The 17,698-nt window shown below is 69.6% G+C and carries 12 protein-coding genes; 7 read left to right on the forward strand and 5 right to left on the reverse strand.

Going from position 1 to position 17,698, the window contains the following annotated elements:
- Positions 1-38: 38 nt before the first annotated feature.
- A complete protein-coding gene (locus KY572_RS45190; protein WP_224250005.1) occupies positions 39-497 on the forward strand; it encodes a TfoX/Sxy family protein in 459 nt (152 codons plus the stop codon).
- Here the strand turns inward: KY572_RS45190 and KY572_RS45195 are convergent.
- On the reverse strand, positions 484-2,127 hold the full coding sequence (locus KY572_RS45195) for an AMP-binding protein (protein WP_224250006.1): 1,644 nt from the start codon (positions 2,125-2,127) through the stop codon (positions 484-486). The two genes, KY572_RS45190 and KY572_RS45195, sit on opposite strands and share 14 nt — an antisense overlap.
- Before the next feature lie 129 nt (positions 2,128-2,256).
- On the opposite strand from KY572_RS45195, the gene epsC reads away from it, so the two are divergent.
- Both epsC and cysK read left to right on the forward strand, forming a co-directional pair.
- On the forward strand, positions 2,257-3,102 hold the full coding sequence (gene epsC / locus KY572_RS45200) for a serine O-acetyltransferase EpsC (RefSeq protein ID WP_224250007.1): 846 nt from the start codon (positions 2,257-2,259) through the stop codon (positions 3,100-3,102).
- 35 nt (positions 3,103-3,137) lie between these two features.
- Positions 3,138-4,049 carry a cysteine synthase A gene (gene cysK / locus KY572_RS45205; protein ID WP_224250008.1) on the forward strand — a complete coding sequence of 304 codons (912 nt, stop codon included), beginning with the start codon at positions 3,138-3,140 and terminating at the stop codon, positions 4,047-4,049.
- A 9-nt stretch (positions 4,050-4,058) separates the two neighbouring features.
- On the opposite strand, the gene KY572_RS45210 is transcribed toward cysK, so the two are convergent.
- Positions 4,059-5,321: an NAD(P)/FAD-dependent oxidoreductase gene (locus KY572_RS45210; protein ID WP_224250009.1), complete on the reverse strand. Its 1,263-nt coding sequence runs from the start codon at positions 5,319-5,321 to the stop codon at positions 4,059-4,061.
- Between the two features lie 195 nt (positions 5,322-5,516).
- Between KY572_RS45210 and KY572_RS45215 the strand changes: the two genes are divergently transcribed.
- The 4 genes from KY572_RS45215 to KY572_RS45230 all read left to right on the forward strand — a co-directional run bounded on the left by KY572_RS45215 (position 5,517) and on the right by KY572_RS45230 (position 9,267).
- A complete protein-coding gene (locus KY572_RS45215; protein ID WP_224250010.1) occupies positions 5,517-6,860 on the forward strand; it encodes a sigma-54 interaction domain-containing protein in 1,344 nt (447 codons plus the stop codon).
- 123 nt (positions 6,861-6,983) lie between these two features.
- A complete protein-coding gene (locus KY572_RS45220) occupies positions 6,984-7,682 on the forward strand; it encodes an MBL fold metallo-hydrolase (RefSeq protein WP_224250011.1) in 699 nt (232 codons plus the stop codon).
- 68 nt (positions 7,683-7,750) lie between these two features.
- Complete coding sequence (locus KY572_RS45225) at positions 7,751-8,353, forward strand: rhodanese-like domain-containing protein (protein WP_224250012.1); 603 nt, start codon at positions 7,751-7,753, stop codon at positions 8,351-8,353.
- Between the two features lie 2 nt (positions 8,354-8,355).
- Positions 8,356-9,267: a sulfite exporter TauE/SafE family protein gene (locus tag KY572_RS45230; protein ID WP_224250020.1), complete on the forward strand. Its 912-nt coding sequence runs from the start codon at positions 8,356-8,358 to the stop codon at positions 9,265-9,267.
- On the opposite strand, the gene KY572_RS45235 is transcribed toward KY572_RS45230, so the two are convergent.
- The 3 genes from KY572_RS45235 to KY572_RS45245 form a co-directional block, all read right to left on the reverse strand.
- The gene (locus KY572_RS45235; protein WP_224250013.1) at positions 9,254-10,393 is read right to left on the reverse strand and encodes an aminotransferase class V-fold PLP-dependent enzyme; all 1,140 of its coding nucleotides are present in this window, start codon (positions 10,391-10,393) and stop codon (positions 9,254-9,256) included. The genes KY572_RS45230 and KY572_RS45235 overlap by 14 nt on opposite strands.
- Positions 10,390-12,861, reverse strand: a complete 2,472-nt coding sequence (locus KY572_RS45240; protein WP_224250014.1) for an ELWxxDGT repeat protein — start codon at positions 12,859-12,861, stop codon at positions 10,390-10,392. Before KY572_RS45240 ends, KY572_RS45235 begins: the two co-directional genes overlap by 4 nt.
- Before the next feature lie 175 nt (positions 12,862-13,036).
- Positions 13,037-17,698 (reverse strand): immunoglobulin-like domain-containing protein (locus KY572_RS45245; RefSeq protein WP_224250015.1); only part of this gene is annotated, 4,662 nt, incomplete at its 5' end.

The raw sequence follows: 17,698 nt of genomic DNA on the forward strand, positions 1-17,698 counted from the left end.
CTATGGTGCGGGTCTCTCGAGAGTGGAGGAACTCGCGCATGCCCCAGATAGACAGCCTGGCGGAGTACACCCTGGAGTTGCTGGAGCCGCTCGGGCCGGTGCAGGCGCGCTCCATGTTCGGCGGGTGGGGCTTCTATTACGGCGGAATGGTCTTCGCGGTCATCGTCGAGGGACGGTTCTACCTGAAGGCGGATGAGGTGACGCGCCCGGCCTTCGAGGCGGCGGGCTGCCAGCCCTGGACGTACGACGGCGGCAAGGGCAAGGGCCCTGTCCAGATGCCCTACTGGACGCCTCCAGAAGACGCGAGCGACGACGCCCACGCGCTGCTGCCCTGGGCCCGTCGCGCGGTGGAGGCCGCGCAGCGGGCCGCCGCGAAGAAGGCCGCGAAGAAGGCCCCCGCCGCGAAGAAGTCGGCCGCCGCGAAGAAGGCCCCCGCCGCGAAGAAGGCGCCAGCTCGCAAGGGGGCGCGGGCCTCGCGCCCGGTCAAGCGGTCTTGATGGCCGCGGCGGCCTGGAGCCCCAGCTCGCCCACGGAGATCTCCCGCATCCGGAACTTCTGCACCTTGCCCGTCACGGTGAGGGGGAACTCCTCCACGAACTTCCAGTAGCGGGGGATCTTGAAGGTGGAGATCTTCCCCGTGCAGAAGGCCACCAGCTCCTTCTCGGTGAGCGCCGCGCCCGGCTTCACCTTCACCCAGGCCATCACCTCCTCGCCGTACTTCTCGCTCGGCACGCCGATGACCTGGGCCTCGCTCACGCCCGGATGGGTGTGGAGGAACTCCTCGATCTCGCGCGGGTACACGTTCTCTCCGCCGCGGATGATCATGTCCTTGATGCGGCCGACGATCTTCACGTAGCCGTCCGCGTCCATGGTGGCCAGGTCCCCGGTGTGCATCCACCCGGCCGCGTCGATGGAGCTCTTCGTGGCCTCGGGGTTGTTCCAGTACCCGAGCATCACGCTGTAGCCGCGCGTGCACAGCTCGCCCGGCGAGCCCCGCGGCACCACCGCGCCCGTCTCCGCGTCGACGATCTTCACCTCGATGTGCGGGTGGACCCGGCCCACCGTGGAGACGCGCCGGTCCAGAGGATCATCCAGCGCGCTCTGGGTGGACACGGGCGAGGTCTCCGTCATGCCGTAGCAGATCGTCACCTCGCGCATGTTCATCCGCGACTGGACCTTCTTCATCACCTCCACCGGGCACGGCGAGCCCGCCATGACGCCCGTGCGCAGGCTGGACAGGTCGAACTCCCCGAACCGCGGGTGGTCCAGCTCCGCGATGAACATGGTGGGCACGCCGTACAGCGAGGTGCAGCGCTCGGCCTGCACCGCCTGGAGCACCGCCAGCGGATCGAACGCCTCGCCCGGCACCACCATGCACGCGCCGTGGCTGGTGCAGGCCAGGTTGCCGATCACCATCCCGAAGCAGTGGTAGAAGGGCACGGGGATGCACACCCGGTCCGCCGGGCCGTAGCGCAGCGTCTCCGCGATGAAGTAGCCGTTGTTGAGCACGTTGTGGTGCGACAGCGTGGCGCCCTTGGGGAAGCCCGTCGTGCCGGACGTGTACTGGATGTTGATCGGGTCATCGAACTGGAGCGCGGCCTCGCGGTCCGCCAGCGTGCGCTCGCTCACCTTCGCCCCGTTGGACAGCAGCAGCCCCCAGTCATCCTCCAGCACCAGCGCCAGCCGCAGCTCCGGGCAGCGGGGGCGCACCTCCTCCAGCATCTTCCGGTAGTCGGACTGCCGGAAGCCGCTCGCCAGCAGCAGCACGCTGGTGCCGGACTGGCGCAGCGAGTACTCCAGCTCCGACGACTTGTACGCGGGGTTGAGGTTGACCAGGATCGCTCCCACGCGCGCCATGGCGTACTGCGCCACCACCCACTCGAAGCGGTTGGGGGACCACAGCCCCACTCTGTCTCCCTTCTCCACCCCCAGGGCAATCAGCCCCCGGGCTACCTGGGTGGTGAGCTCCCAGAGCTGCCGGTAGGTCGCCCGGAAGCCCTGGGACAGCACCACCAGCGCCTCCGCGTCGCCGTGGCGCTCCACGGTGCGGCGAAGGTTCTCACCGATGGTCTCTCCCAGCAGCGGGAGCGTGCTGGTGCCATGGACATACGAGGGAGCGGTGGACATGGGCCGATCCTCGCCATGCGCCGCGCCGCCCGCAACGAAGTGCTGCGGCGAGCAGTTCGGAGGCGTATCCGTTATAGTGGAAAAACCTCCGCCACTCCCATCAAGAGGTGGGGTAAGGTCCGCTCCCCCATGGATGCCCCCTACGACAGGCTGCTCTCGGTCCTGCTGGAAAGCCGCAAGCGCCAGTGCTTCCCCCCGGAGATTCGGAGCGCGGCGCCCGAGTTCGTCCAGCAGGTGCTGGGGCTGCTCTTCCCCCACTTCGCCGAGCAGCTGGAGTGCAACGCGGCCGCCATCCAGCGAGACGTGATGACGGTAGAGGCCTACCTCGTCCGGCTGCGGTCGATGCTGGCCGCGCTCTATCCGGAGGTGGATGCCTCCATTCCCCAGCGCTTCATCGCGCAGCTGCCGGACATCTATGATGCGCTGCGCCAGGACGCGGCGGCCATCCACGAGGCGGACCCGGCCGCTCGCAGCGTGGACGAGGTGATCCTCACCTACCCGGGCTTCTACGCGATCGCCATCTTCCGCGTGGCGCACGCGCTGCACGTGCTGGGGCTGCCGCTGCTGCCGCGGCTGCTCACCGAGTTCGCCCACCAGCGCACCGGCGTGGACATCCACCCGGGCGCCACCATCGGCCGGCGCTTCGTCATCGATCACGGCACCGGCGTGGTGATTGGCGAGACGACGGTGATTGGCGACGGGGTGAAGATCTACCAGGGCGTGACGCTGGGCGCGCTGGTGGTGCAGAAGAACCTGTCGGACAAGAAGCGCCACCCCACGCTGGAGGACGACGTGGTGGTGTACGCCAACGCCACCATCCTGGGCGGAGACACGGTGGTGGGCCGAGGCACCGTCATCGCCGGCAACGCCTGGCTCACGCAGAGCGTGCCGCCCCAGTCCATCGTCACCCGTCGCACCGAGGTCCGCCACCGCAACAACGACGCGGACCTGGGCGAGCTCGAGTTCCACATCTAACCCCTGCGCAGTCCCCTACCCGCGAGGCCCACCGCATGAAGGCAGCAAACATCCTGCAGACCATTGGCAACACGCCCCACGTCCGCGTCAACCGGCTCTTCCCGTCGCGGGTCGAGGTCTACATCAAGCTGGAGCGTGCCAACCCGGGCGGCAGCATCAAGGACCGCATCGGCCTGTCGATGATCGAGGACGCCGAGCAGCGGGGCATCCTCAAGAAGGACAGCGTCATCATCGAGCCCACCTCGGGCAACACGGGCATCGGGCTGGCGATGGTGGCGGCGGTGAAGGGCTACAAGCTCATCCTCGTCATGCCCGAGTCCATGAGCCTGGAGCGGCGCCGGCTGATGGCGGCCTACGGGGCGACGTTCGAGCTGACGCCTCGGGCGCAGGGCATGAAGGGGGCCATCGCGCGCGCGCAGGAGATGGTGGCGCAGACGCCCAACGCGTGGATGCCGCAGCAGTTCGAGAACGAGGCCAACATCGAGGTCCACCGCCGCACGACGGTGAAGGAGATCCTCGCGGACTTCCCCGAGGGGCTCGACTACATCATCACGGGCGTGGGCACGGGCGGCCACATCACCGCGTGCGCCGAGGAGCTGAAGAAGGCGTGGCCCAAGCTGAAGGTGTTCGCGGTGGAGCCGGCCAAGTCGCCCGTCATCAGCGGCGGCGCGCCGGGGCCGCACCCCATCCAGGGCATCGGCGCGGGCTTCATCCCGAAGAACCTGCACACGGCGGCCATCGACGGAGCGATCCAGATCCCCGAGGAGGAGGCGTTCGAGTTCGCCCGCCGCTCGGCGCGCGAGGAGGGCATCTTCGTGGGCATCTCGTCGGGGGCGGCGCTGGCGGCGGTGAACCGCAAGCTCAGCGACATCCCCGACGGCAGCCGGGTGCTGACGTTCTGCTACGACACGGGCGAGCGCTACCTCTCCATCGAGAACCTGTTCTGAGCGAGCGCCTCACGCGCGCCCGCGCAGCATGAGCCCCCAGTAGAGCCGCGGCAGGCCGTACTTCTTCATCAGCCACATGTCGCGCCGCTCCTGGAGGGTGTCGATGAGCGGGAAGCTCGGAGTGGGCTTCCCGTCGTAGTCGAACTCGGCGAGCAGCAGCTTGCCGTACCCCGTGGTGAGCGGGCACGAGGCGTAGCCGTCATAGCGCGCCTCGGGCTTGCGGCCCGCCATCACCGCCAGCAGGTTCTCCACCAGCACCGGCGCCTGCTTGCGGATGGCGGCGCCCGTGCGCGAGGTGGGGAGGTCCGACGCGTCTCCCAGCGCGAACACCTCCGGGTAGTCCGGGTGCTGGAGCGTGTACTTGTCGGCCTTCACCCAGCCCTTGCACGGCCCGTCCGCGTGCGCCAGCGGGCTGCGCTGGATGAAGTCCGGCGCGCTCTGCGGCGGCGTCACGTGGAGGATGTCGTACGGGATGACGACCTCGCCCCGGGAGCCGTCCTCGCGCGTCACCTCGAAGACGGCCTCGCGCCGGTCCCCTCGCACCTCCACCAGGTTGTGCTGGAAGCGGGTGTCGATGCCGTAGCGCTCCACCACCTGCTGCAGCACCTCGGCGAACGGCTTGACGCCGAAGATGGCCTTGCCGCCCGAGCCGAAGATGATCTTCGCGCGCTCCCGCTTCCCCGTGCGCCGCAGGTGGTCGGCCGCCAGGTACATGATCTTCTGCGGCGCTCCGGCGCACTTCACCGGAGTGGACGGGTGCGTGAAGAGCGCGGTGCCTCCGTCGAAGTCCTGGATCATCTTCCACGTCTTCGGCGCCAGCTCGAAGTCGTAGTTGCTGGAGACGTAGGGCGTCCTCAGCGCCTCGCGCAGGCCGCGCACCTTGTCCCAGTTGAGCTGGATGCCCGGCGCGACGACCAGGAAGTCGTAGCCCACGCGCAGGCCCGACGCGCAGCGCACCTCTCGGGCGATGGGGTCCACCTCCTCGGCTCGATCCTGAATCCAGCGCGTGCCCTCGGGAATGAAGTCGGCCTCGTCGCGCACGCTGTCCTCCGCGCGCGCCGCCCCCGCCCCCACTAGCGTCCACAGCGGCTGGTAGTAGTGCTTGCGAGAGGGCTCGATGACGGCCACCCCCGTCACCCCGAGCCGCCGCAGCCGAGCGGCCACGGTGATGCCCGCCGTGCCTCCTCCAATGAGGAGGACGCGGAAGTGCTCGCGCGCGGGCAGCAGGGCCAGCGGCGCGGCGAGAGCCTGGGAGCTCGATACGGTTGTCATGGGTCTTCTCCGGATCCCTGAGGGGTTGTCTCAAGCTCTTCGTCAGAGCATGGCGCGTGCCAGCGGCCCTGCTCCGGGCCCACCCCGGGGAGTCCTCCAGGCCCCATCGACGGAAACCTCCGCTGAAACGGTGGCTGAAACGTCTACGAAACAATCTGCAACGCGGGCAGTGGTCCCCCGGGCTATGACTCCGTCATGAAGGAAACGTCCCCGAGACAGGCGCCCCCCGAAGAAGTGCTGCGGCAGGCCCTGCGGGCGCTCGAGGCCGCCGCCGGCCCCACGGTGTTGCTCGATGCACAGGGCCGGGTGCTCGCCCTGGGAGCCGAGGCACGAGCCCTGCTGGGTGAGCCGCTGTCTTCCGGGCAGCGGTTTCGCGAGGGTTTCGCCTGCACGGAGGAGGAGCTGCGGACGCTCCTCCGCTCTCAGCGCGAGGCGATCTTCGCGCTGGGGAGTGCACAGGGGCGCGGGAAACCCCGCTCGCTCCGGGTTCGAGCCACGACGCTCACGGAGGGAAACCGGAGCGTGGGCCATGCGGTCCACCTGGCGCCCTGTCATGTGGACCCGAACACCCGGGAGGAGCTCTTCCACGGGCTGTGGACGCAGGATTTGCGCATGCGTCGGCTCTTCCGAATCATCGAGAAGGCCGCGCGCACGGAGGCCAGCGTCCTGGTCCGCGGAGAGAGCGGCACCGGCAAGGAGCTGGTCGCCAATGCCCTGCATGCCCTCTCGGCCCGAGCGCGAGGTCCCTTCCGGGCCATCAACTGCGCCGCCCTCTCGCCCTCCCTCCTGGAGAGCGAGCTGTTCGGCCATGTGAGGGGGGCCTTCACGGGCGCCGTCCGAGACAGCCCCGGCCACTTCCGGCTGGCCCAGGGAGGCACGCTCTTCCTGGACGAGGTGGCGGAGCTGCCCCTGGAGCTGCAGGCCAAGCTGCTGCGCGTGCTGGAGACGCGCACCGTCATCCCCGTGGGCGGCCGCGAGCCCGTCTCCGTGGATGTGCGCATCGTGGCGGCCACGCATCGGGCCCTGCGTCGAGAGGTGGAGCTGGGGCACTTCCGGGCGGACCTCATGTACCGGCTGCGGGTGGTGCCCATCTTCCTGCCCGCGCTCCGGGAGCGGCCGGGGGACATCCTCCCTCTGGCGGAGCGCTTCCTGACCGAGCTCAACGCGCGCGGAGGCCGGCAGGTGCTGCGGCTCTCGGCCCGGGCCCGCCGCCAGCTCCAGGAGTACGCCTGGCCGGGCAACGTGCGCGAGCTGCGCAACGTGATGGAGTACGCCCACGTCATGGGCGAGGGCCCCGCGCTCACCGAGGCCGAGCTGCCGCCGGAGTTCAACGAGCAGGCCCGCCCGGTGCGGCTGCCCCTCGCTCCCGAGAGCGCCAGCGCCGCCCCCGCGGAGCCGGGCGACATCGGCCCGGAGGACATCCGACGGGCGCTCGAGCAGACACGGGGCAACCGGGCGCGCGCCGCCTCCCTGCTCGGCATCAGCCGGGTGACGCTCTGGCGGCGGCTCCGGGAGGCGGAGGGAGCGAAGGGCCGCTGAAACGTTTCATGCAGCGTTTCAGCAACGGAGCCGTGGACTGCAACCTGTTGAATCCTCTCCTGCTCCCGGGCCGCATATCCATGGCACGGGACTGGCACTAAGGGGGGACAGGAGGCATGACCCATGATCTTCCGTCAGCTCTTCGATCCCGAGTCCTCGACGTACACCTACCTGGTAGGCGACCCTGTCTCCCGCTATGTGGCCCTCATCGATCCGGTGCTCGAGCAGGTGGAGCGGGATCTCACCCTCATCCATGAGCTGGGGCTGACCCTGACGCATGTGATGGAGACGCACGTGCACGCGGACCACGTGACGGGGGCGGGCCAGCTGCGCGAGCGGACCGGGTGCCTGGTGGTGGCGAGCACGCTCGGCGCCTCCTGCGTGAACATCCACGTGCGGCACAAAGACGTGGTGCGGGTGGGCGCGCTCTCCTTCACGGTGCTCGCGACGCCCGGCCACACGGATGACAGCGTGAGCTACCTGCTGAACGACCGCGTCTTCACCGGCGATGCCCTCCTGGTGCGCGGCACGGGGCGCACCGACTTCCAGAACGGAAACGCGGGGCAGCTCTACGACTCCATCACCCAGGAGTTCTTCACGCTGCCGGACGAGACGCTGGTGTACCCCGGCCACGACTACAAGGGCCGCACGGTGACGACGATCGCCGAGGAGAAGCGCTTCAACCCGCGCCTGGCGGGAAGGGATCGCGCCTCCTTCGTCCAGCTCATGGGCGAGCTGAACCTGCCTCCGCCGAAGAAGCTCGAGCTCGCTGTTCCCGCCAACCGTGCCTGCGGGCGGGCGCTCGCGCCTCCCCAGGCCTGAGCCCTCGGCGGCACACCGTTCCACCTCGAACCGTCCCTCTCCACGGGAGAGGGGCACGGGAGCTCCCCATGCCTTCCGCGCAGATCCACTCCATCCTTCCCCGTGAGCTGGGATCCCTTCCTTCCACGGCGCGCCGCATCGATGTCCGCGAGCCCGCGGAGTTCGACGGCATGCTCGGGCGACTGCCACGCTCGGAGCTCGTCCCGCTCGCCACCCTTCCCGGTGCCGCCATGGCATGGCCGCGAGACGTGCCGCTGCTGCTCATCTGCCGCTCGGGAGCGCGCTCCATGAAGGCCGCGCGGATGCTTGCGGGGCAGGGCTTCACCGCGCTCTACAACCTGGAGGGAGGAATGCTCGCGGTCCATGAGGCCGAGCTCCCCGTGGAGGGGCCGGGCGTCGGTCCGCGCGTGAGCGCCGGGCAGGCACGCGACGCCCTGTGCGCCGCGGCGCGCGAGCTCTATGGAGCCCTCACGCCTCCTCCCTGCGAGAGCCTCTTCGAGGGGCCCTCCGCCTTCCCCCAGCCGGAGCGCGCCACGCTCCTCCAGGCGCTCGAGCGGCTGGGTGCGCGTGCTCGCGCGGATGGGCTGGCCTCGGAGGCCATCGACTACACGCTGCGGCGGATGCGGGACCTGACGGCGCTCGTCGAGGACCGAAAGGGAGCCTCGTCGTGAGCATGCTCCTGCTCGGCGCGCTCCTCTCGCTGCTGGCGGGCGTGTCGCTCGGGCTGCTCGGCGGAGGCGGCTCCATCCTGACGGTCCCCATCCTCGTCTACGTGCTCGGGGTGGAGCCGCGCGGCGCCATCGCCACCTCCCTGGTGGTGGTGGGCCTGACGAGCGCCACCGGCACGCTGTCGCACGCCAGGGCCGGGCGGGTGGAGTGGCGGGTAGGGCTGCTCTTCGGCGCCGCCGGTATGCTGGGCGCGGCCCTGGGAGGACGCGTGGGAAGGTTCGTTCCCCCGACGCTGCTGCTCGTCGCCTTCGCGGCCATGGTGCTCGCCACCGCCGTGGCCATGCTCCGCAAGCGTCCGGAGCCCGCGATGGCGGCCGTGACGATGCCCGAGGCGCCCGTGGAGCGGCGCCTGTCCGTCGTGCTGCGCAATGGCTTCGGCGTGGGACTGCTGACGGGCCTGGTGGGCGCGGGCGGTGGCTTCATGGTTGTTCCCGCCCTGGCCCTCTTCGGGGGCCTGGCCATGCCGGGCGCGGTGGCGACCTCGCTGCTGGTCATCACGCTCAACTGCGCGTCGGGGCTCGTCAGCGCGCTCCTGAGCGGCGCGCCCGTGGACTGGCTGCTGGCGGGAGGCATGTCGGTGGCCTCCATCGTGGGCTCGCTCCTCGGAGCCCGGCTGGGCCACGGACTGTCCCCCGAGGGACTGCGCAAGGGCTTCGCGAGCTTCATCGTGGCACTCGGCGTCTTCATCCTCGTGCGCGAGCTGTCGGGCCTCTTCCACCTGTCCTCGGTGCGGGCGCTCGCGCTGGCGGGCGGCCTCTCCCTGGGAGCGCTCGTCCTGGCCCTGCTCCCGCTCGCACTCCGGCGATGGCTGCGCGAGCCCCCCTCCGAGCCTCGCGAGAACCTCACCCGCCCGTGAAGTCACGCACCATGCGGACCAGCCGCTCCAGCTCGTCCGGCCGGTTGTAGAAGTGGGGGGAGATACGCAGCCGGCCCCGGCGGAAGGAGAGCGTCACCTCGCGCTCGGTCAGCCAGCCGTAGAGCTGTCGCGGATCCCCGCTGGGGGGCAGGAACGTGAGGATGCCGGCACGGTGCTCCGGCGCCGGCCCCGTGTCGCAGCCCAGGGCCCGCAGCTCCGCGTCCAGGGCCCGCAGCAGCTCCCGGATGCGGGCCTCGATGGCGTCCGCGCCCACCTCGAGCAGCAGCTCCAGCGCGGCCCCGAGCGCATAGATGCCCGTGTAGGAATGGCTCCCCTCCTCCAGCTTCAGCGCGTCCGAGCGCAGCTCGAAGTGGGAGCGGTGGAAGTTCCATGCGTCCGTGGTGCTCCGCCACCCCACCAGCACGGGGCGCAGCCGGGGCAGCACGTCCTTCCTCGCGTACAACATGCCGATGCCGGAGATGCCCAGCATCCACTTGTGGCTGTCCGCGCTCAGGAAGTGGATGCGGCTGCGCTTTACGTCCACCGGCAGGCAGCCCACGCTCTGGATGCCATCCACGCACAGCAGCACTCCAGCGCGCTCGCACAGGGCGCCCACCGCGTCCAGGTCCGTCCGGTAGCCGCTGGCGTACTGAACGGAGCTGACCGCCACCAGCCGGGTGCGCGGCGTGAGCGCCGCGGCCACCGCCTCCGGCGTGACGCCTCCCTCGCTCGCGGCGATCTCCCGCACCTCCACGCCTCGATCCTTCAGGTGCAGCCAGGGATAGACGTTGGAGGGGTACTCGAGCGACGTGGCCACCGCCACCTCGTCACCGGGCCGCCAGTCCAGCCCCTCGGCCACCAGCCCCAGCCCGTGGCTGGTGTTGCGCACGAAGGCGATCTCCTCCGGCTCCGCGCCGATCAGCCGCGCCGCCAACCTCCGGGTGTGCTCGGCGCGTGCCTCCCACTGGCGCTCGTGCCGCACGCCATGGTGCACCACGTCCTCCATCCACTCCCGCACGGCGGCGGCGGCACGCAGGCTGGTAGGAGCCACCCCCGCGTGGTTGAGGTACAGCTGCTTCTCCAGGACGGGGAACTGGGCGCGGTAGGAGTCGAAGGACGGAGTCACTCCGCCACTCTAGCGGCCCGGCGGCGAGCCCACACGGGCACCAGCACCAGCAGCAACCACCCGAGAGCTCCACCGGACGCTCCCGCCTGGCAGCCACCGTCCCTGCGGAGCTGCTCCTGCACGGTCACCGTGAAGGTGCAGCTCGCCGTCTGCTGCCCCGCGTCGGTCGCCGTGGCGGTGACGATCGTCTCCCCCACCGGGAAGGTACTGCCGGGCTCATGGCTGTAGCGGATCGTCGTCTCGATCAGGTTGTCCTTCGCCGTCGCCTCGGGGAAGCGCACCACCGCGCCCTCGGGCTTGGAGGCAGTCGCCTGCTGGGACCCCGGACAGGTGATGGACGGCGGCTCCGCGTCGATGTTCTTCACCCAGAAGCTGCACTCGGCGCTGTGGCCCGCCATGTCCCTCACCTCGAGCGTCACGCGCGTCTCTCCCACCGGGAACAGGCTCCCGGGCGGGTGCTCGGTGATCAGCTCCGGGTTCGGCGTGCCGACGTCCTCCACCGTGTACTGATAGTTGACGGGAACAGGCTCCGCGCTCTGGGCCGGGAACACGATGTCCCTCGGGCAGGTGAGGCGCGGCGGCACCGTGTCGCGGACGGTGAGCGGGAAGTGGCACTCGGTGGTCCTTGCCCCATCGCTCGCGACGACGTCGATCATCGTCGTCCCCAGCGGGAAGACGCTGCCGGGAGGCTGGCTGTAGCTCACCGTGAGGTTCGAGGCGGCCGCATCGCTCGCCACCACGAAGTAGTTGGCCAGGGTCCCGGAGGGCCCCGTGGCCTCCTGCACCACGGCCTGGGGGCACACCAGCACCGGCGGCGTCCTGTCCTGGACGTTGATCTGGAAGGTGCACGTCTTGCTGTTCCCCGCCGCATCCGTCGCAGTGATGGTGACGGGCGTGGTCCCCAACGCGAAGAAGCCCCACAGCGCCGGGCTCGAGCTCACGGTGGGCACCGCCACCGCGTCATCGAACACCAGCGCGGGAGGGCTGGAGAAGAACGCGCCCTGCGGGTTGATCGCCTCCACCTCCTGGGTGCCCGGGCAGGTGATGACGGGCGCGAAGCAGTCCACCTCGTTGAGCGGGAGGGAGAAGAGCACCTCGCCCAGGGTCGGGTGGGTGGCCGCGAAGAAGAGCCTGCTGCCCGAGCTCGTCATGTCGCGCGGGTTGGAGCTCGCCGCCTGCGGACCGATGTCCGTCAGCCGGGCCACTCCTACCTCATCGATCTTCCAGAGCTCGCTGCCGGAGATGCCGTCGTTGATCTGCGCCAGGAGGACTCCGGGACCCGCCGCCAGCTTCGCGGCGATCAGCCCGTCCGAGCCTGGGATGAAGTCCCGCACCAGCGTCGTCCCCGTCCTGCTTCCATCACTGCGCCAGAGCTCGTCTCCGTGAACTCCGTCATTCGCGATGAAGAACAGCTGCTCCCCCACCGCGGTGAGCTGCTGGGGGACCGAGCCGAAGTTGCCGGGCTTGATGTCCTTGAGGAGGTACGTGCCTTGCTCGGAGCCGTCGGTCCGCCACACCTCCTCGGCGTTCGTGGCATCACTGAGCCGGAAGAAGAGCTGGCTGCCGGCGACGGTGAGATCCTGGGGGACGCTCTGCGCGCCGGAGAGCGCCGTCGGCGCGACGCGCCGTGTGCCCGTCGCCGTCCCATCACTCTTCCAGAGTGTCGAGGTCGTCCCGTCCGTGGCGGTGAAGTAGAGCATCCCCCCCATCGCTCGCAGGGAGCTGGGAAGGCTGCCCATGGGGTCCGCGCGGATGTTCACCACCTGCACGGTGCCTGGCTGCGTCCCGTCGCTCGTCCAGAGTTCATCCCCACTGACACCGTCATCCGCCGCGAAGAACACGCGCCCGTTCAGGGCCGTCAGCGAGGACGGGAAGGAGCCCGTGGTCCCAGGGCGGATGTTCCGCACGAGCTGGGTTCCCGAGGGCGCTCCGTCACTCTTCCAGAGCTCGTAGTCCGAGGCGCTATCGGCCGCGGAGAAGAACAGCAGGTTCCCCACGGCGACGAACTCGGACTGGGGACCCAGGCCCGCCGTCGGGAAGCTCTTCAGGGGGATAGTGCCCGTAGCCGTCCCATCGCTCCTCCACAGCTCCGTGGAGCCGACGGAGGTGGTGACCGTGAAGAACAGCAGGTTGCCCACGGCGGTGAATCGATCGAGCGACGCGCTCGACTGCCAGGACGGGTATCCCTTCACCCGCGAGGCGCCCGCGGGTGTGCCCGTGCTCTTCCAGAGCGCCCGGCCGTTGGCGCCCTCGTTCACGATGAAGAAGAGCGTCCCTGCCACATCCACCAGCCTGGACGGACTGGGGACGGGCAGACCTTGCTGAGTGTCCAGCACCACCACCGGCGTCGCGCACGGCTCTCCGGGCACCGTCCCCATGCCCCCGGAGACCTGAGCTCGCGCGGGCAGGGACATGCCCAGGACGGACAGGAGCAACAGCAGGTGTGCGGCGAGCCGGCGGAGCCCCATCTTTGCGCTCTTCTCCAGGGCGGATCCCTGCCTCCTGTCTATCGCACTCGCTCCCTCGACGGGAGCCCCGCGCCAGCAGCCGTCCTGCCTGCCTCATGAGCGTACCCCTGAATACACAACGGCCGGTGCCCTCTGCTCCGGGCACCGGCCGTCTCGAGACTTCAACCGCCTTGGACTAGCGGCCCGCCATGAAGTCGGGCGCGGCGCTCGGCGGCGGCGCGTCGTTGTCGTTGACCGGCACGTACACCGTGCAGGTGCCCTGCGCCCCGTTGAGCGAGGCGTCCTCGACCTTGAAGCGCGCCGTGTACACGCGCATCTGGTTGCCGGACGCCAGCTTGGCGCGAACCTGGAACGTGTGGTTGTTCAGCACCACGATGTCGTTCGGGTCGCTCGCCGGGTCGTTGCTGGTGATCTCCAGGTCGTACGCGTTGACGGGGATGTTGATTTTCGTGTCGCAGCGATCCCACACCGCCGCGCACTCGGTCAGATCCACCGTGCGCATGGTGATGGTGTCCGCGGGGAACACCTTCACCTTCTTCGTCTCGGTCAGCGTGGGCGACAGGTTGTCGATGACCTCCACGGAGCGCGTGACATGCTCGGCCCAGTTGAAGGCGCCGTCACGCACGTCGTACCGCAGGGTGTAGACGCCAGGCTCCTGCTTGTTGACCTCGCCGCTCACCATGACCGACGGGGACACATCGCCGTAGCACTGGTCATCACCCGTCGCCATCTCCTCGACGTACGGCTGCGGGTCCACATCGTCCGGGCCGCGGGGCACGAAGCACTGCGTCTGGACGTTCGCCTCACCATTGAGCGTCAGCATGGGCGGCAGCGTGTCCTGCACGTACACGGAGAGGATGGCGTTCTGGATGTTGTAGCTGTCATCCCAGGCCAGGTACTGCACGTAGTACAGGCCTTCCACCGTGGTGGTCGGGCCAGGCCCGAAGTCATCCGGATCGATGTCGCCGGGGATGCCGTCGCCATCGTCGTCACCCGTGTTGTACTGGTGCACCTGGAGCTCGCCCTGGCACGAGTCGGTCGCCGTGGCGCCCGGGTTCTGCCACACGTTGCCAATCGCGTGGCCCGTGCACTCGTAGTAGATCTCCGTGGAGCCGTTGACGGTGAGCACCGGAGCCTGCGTGTCCACCACGGTGTAGGTGCGCGTGGCGCCGCTGACGGTGGTGTTGCCGTGCCCGTCGTGGGCCGAGTACGTCACCGTGTGGTTGCCCGGCTCGTTCGGCAGCGTGGCCGGGTTGGCCACGATGTTGGCGGTCACGTTCCCGTAGCAGGCGTCCTGCGCCGTCGCGTTCAGGTCGGGCTGCACGCCGCACTCGATCTCCACCTCGGAGGCACCCACCAGCGAGATGACCGGCCCCAGCGTGTCGTCCACGATCACGTCACGCGTGGCGGTGGCCTGGTTGCCGTAGTTGTCGTTGGTCCGGTAGCGAACCTCGTACGTGCCCTCCTTCATGTGGTCCACGCCGATGAAGTCGACGAAGACCTGCGGCGCGGCGGCCTGGCACGAGTCGGTGGCGGTGGCGCCCGGATCGACGTACGGAGTGCCGCACTCGAGGTGATCGTACGGGTTCTCGCCGTTCAGCGTGATGGTCGGAGCCGTCTTGTCCTCCACGATGACGTTGCGCACCGCGGTGCTCGTGTTCCCGCTCTCGTCCTTGGCGGTGTAGGTCACCAGGTACGCGTTCGGCTCGTTCGTGTTCACGTTGGACGTCGAGGTGATGGTGGTCGTCGGCGAGCAGAAGTCCGTGGCCGTGGCGCCCTGATCCACGTACTCGCCCTTGCACTCGACGTAGACGGCGACCTCACCGTTGAGGTTGATGGTCGGACCCGTCGAGTCGATGACCTGCACGTTGCGGGTCACCGTGGGCGAGGTGTTGCCCACCGTGTCCTGTGCCGTGTAGCGCAGCGTGTAGTTGCCGCTCACGCCCATGTTCACCGTGCCGGTGACCATCACCGGCACCGTGCCCACGCACAGGTCCGTCGCCGTCGCACCCGGATCCTGGTACGCGTCCGGGCTGCACTCCACCGTCTGGTTGGCCGGGCCGTTGAGCGCGATGCTCGGCGGCGCGTTGTCGTTCATCGTCACCGTACGGGTGACCGGCGAGACCGTGGTGTTACCGGCGTCGTCCGTCGCGCTGTAGGTGATGATGAAGTTGTCCGGCTGGTTCGGGTTGGACGTGCGCGTGGCGACGACCGTCACCGACGGGTCGCACGAGTCGGTCGCCGTGGCGCCCGGATCCACGTACTCGGTGCGGCACTCATACGTCGCGTTGAGCGGGCCCGTGACGTTGATGGTCGGGGCCAGCGTGTCCGCCACGTGCACCGTGCGGCTGACGGACGGGGCGCTGTTCCCCGACGAGTCGGCCACGTTGTAGATGAGCGTGTAGTCGGCCGGCACGGCCGAGTTGACCGTACCGCTGCGGGAGATGGCGCCCGACAGGTCGCCCGTGCAGGCGTCGTTGGCCGTGGCGCCCGGATCCACGAACGGCGTGCCGCACTCCAGGTTCTGGAGCGCAGGGCCGTTGAGGACCAGGGTCGGCGCGGCGTTGTCGTCCACGTTCACCGTGCGCACCACCGGCGAGGTGAAGGTGTTGCCGGACGGATCCGTCACGCTGTAGGTGATGGTGAAGTTGCCCGGGTTCGCCGGATCATTCGTGCGGGTGGCCACGATGGCGGACGTCAGGTTGCCGGCGCACTGGTCGCTGGCCGTGGCGCCCGGATCGACGTAGGTGGAGCCGCACTCGAACGTCTGGTCCACCGGGCCGTTGACGGCGATGGTGGGAGCCAGCGTGTCGCTCACCGTCACCGCGCGGTTGACCGGCCCAGCGGTGTTACCCGTGGTGTCGGACACCGTGTAGGAGACGTTGTAGTTGCCCACCACGGCCGGGTTGACCGCGCCGGCCACCTGCACCGCCGCGTCCAGGTTGCCCGCGCACACGTCGGTGGCCGTGGCCCCCGGATCGGTGTACGGACCACCGCACTCCACCGCCTGCGTCGCCGGGCCATTGAGGGCCAGCGTCGGCGCCAGCGTGTCGCTCACCGTCACCGTGCGGTTGGTGGAGACGTTCTGATAGCCGTCGTTGGCGCTGTAGGTCAGCGTGTAGGCGGCGGGCACCTTCTCGTTCACCGCACCGGCCACCGTCACCGGCAGGTTGCCAGCGCACAGGTCGTTAGCCGTGGCGCCCGGATCGTTGAACGGCGTGCCGCACTCCAGCGGCACAGCAGCCCCACCGTTGAGCGCGATGGACGGAGCCTGGTCATCCACCACCGTCACGGTGCGCACATCGGCGGAGGTCGCCGAGTTGCCCGACGGGTCGGTCACGCTGTAGCTGATGGTGTAGTTACCGGCCGCGCTCGAGTTCACGCTGCCAGAGGCCACGATGGCCGCCGTCAGGTCGCCGTAGCACGAGTCGGTGGCCGTGGCGCCCGGGTCGGCGTACGGGCCGCTGCCGCACTGCACCGACTGGCTGAGCGGACCGCGCACCGTGATGGCCGGGGCCAGGGTGTCGCTCACGTTCACCGTGCGGTGCACCGCCGGCGCGCTCTGGCCGGACGGGTCGGTCACGTTGTAGGTGAGCTGGTAGCTGGCCGGCGAGGAGCTGTTGACGGAGCCGGTCCGGACGATGCGGCTGGTGACATCCCCGAAGCAGGCGTCGTTGGCCGTGGCGCCGGGGTCGGTGTACGGCGTGCCGCACTCCAGCGACTGGGTGGCCGCGCCCAGCAGCGCCAGCGTCGGCGGAGCGTTGTCGTTCACCGTCACCGTGCGGGTGACAGGCGAGGCGACGGCGTTGCCCGACGGATCCGTGGCCGAGTAGGTGTAGACGATCTGGCCCGGAGCGTCCGGGTTGCCCTGCTGGGTGGTCACCACCGTCACCGCGCCAGCGCACGCGTCGGTCGCCGTGGCGCCCGGATCGACGTAGGCGGTGCCGCACTCGAAGGTGTCGGTGGGCGAGCCGTTGAGCGCGATGGAAGGCGGCAGCGTGTCGCTCACCGTCACCGTGCGGTCGACCGAGGCGGTGTGCGCCCCGTCGCTCACGGTGTACTGGAGCACCTGCGGGGTGGTCAGCAGCCTGTTGTCCACCGTGCCCGTCTTCTGGATGGCGCTCGTCAGGTTGCCGGCGCACTGGTCATTGGCCGTGGCGCCCGGGTCGGTGAACGGCGTGGCGCACTCCAGGCCCATGTTGGCCGGGCCCACCAGCGCCAGCTGCGGCGGCAGGTTGTCGCTCACCGTCACCGTGCGGCTGGCCGTCGAGGTGCCCACGTTGCCGGACGGGTCCGTCGCCGTATAGCTGATGGTGTAGGTGTTCGGCACGTTCGGGTTGGCCACGCTGGAGGCCACCGCCGGCAGCGTCCCGGCGCACGCGTCGCTCGCCGTCGCGCCCTCATCCGTGTAGGAGCTACCGCACTCCACCGCCTGGTTGAGCGAACCGATGACCGTGACGACGGGCTTCTTCGTGTCGCTCACGTTCACCGTGCGGCTGACGGCCGGAGCGCTCTGGCCCGCCGGATCCGTCACGTTGTAGGAGACCGTGTAGCTGTCCGGCACCATGTTGTTCACCGAGCCCGACTTGGTGATGCGGCCGGTGACGTCGCCGAAGCAGGCGTCGCTGGCCGTGGCACCCGGGTCGTTGTACGGGTCGGCGCACTCGAGCGCCTGGACAGCCGGGCCCAGCAGCGCCAGCGTGGGCGGAGCGTTGTCGTTCACCGTCACCGTGCGGGTGACGGGTGAGGCGACGGTGTTACCCGACGGATCCGTGGCCGAGTAGGTGTAGATGATCTGTCCCGGCTGGTTCGGGTTGCCCTGCTGGGTGGTCGTCAC

The sequence above is a fragment of the Hyalangium gracile genome (genome assembly GCF_020103725.1).
Taxonomy (GTDB): domain Bacteria; phylum Myxococcota; class Myxococcia; order Myxococcales; family Myxococcaceae; genus Hyalangium; species Hyalangium gracile.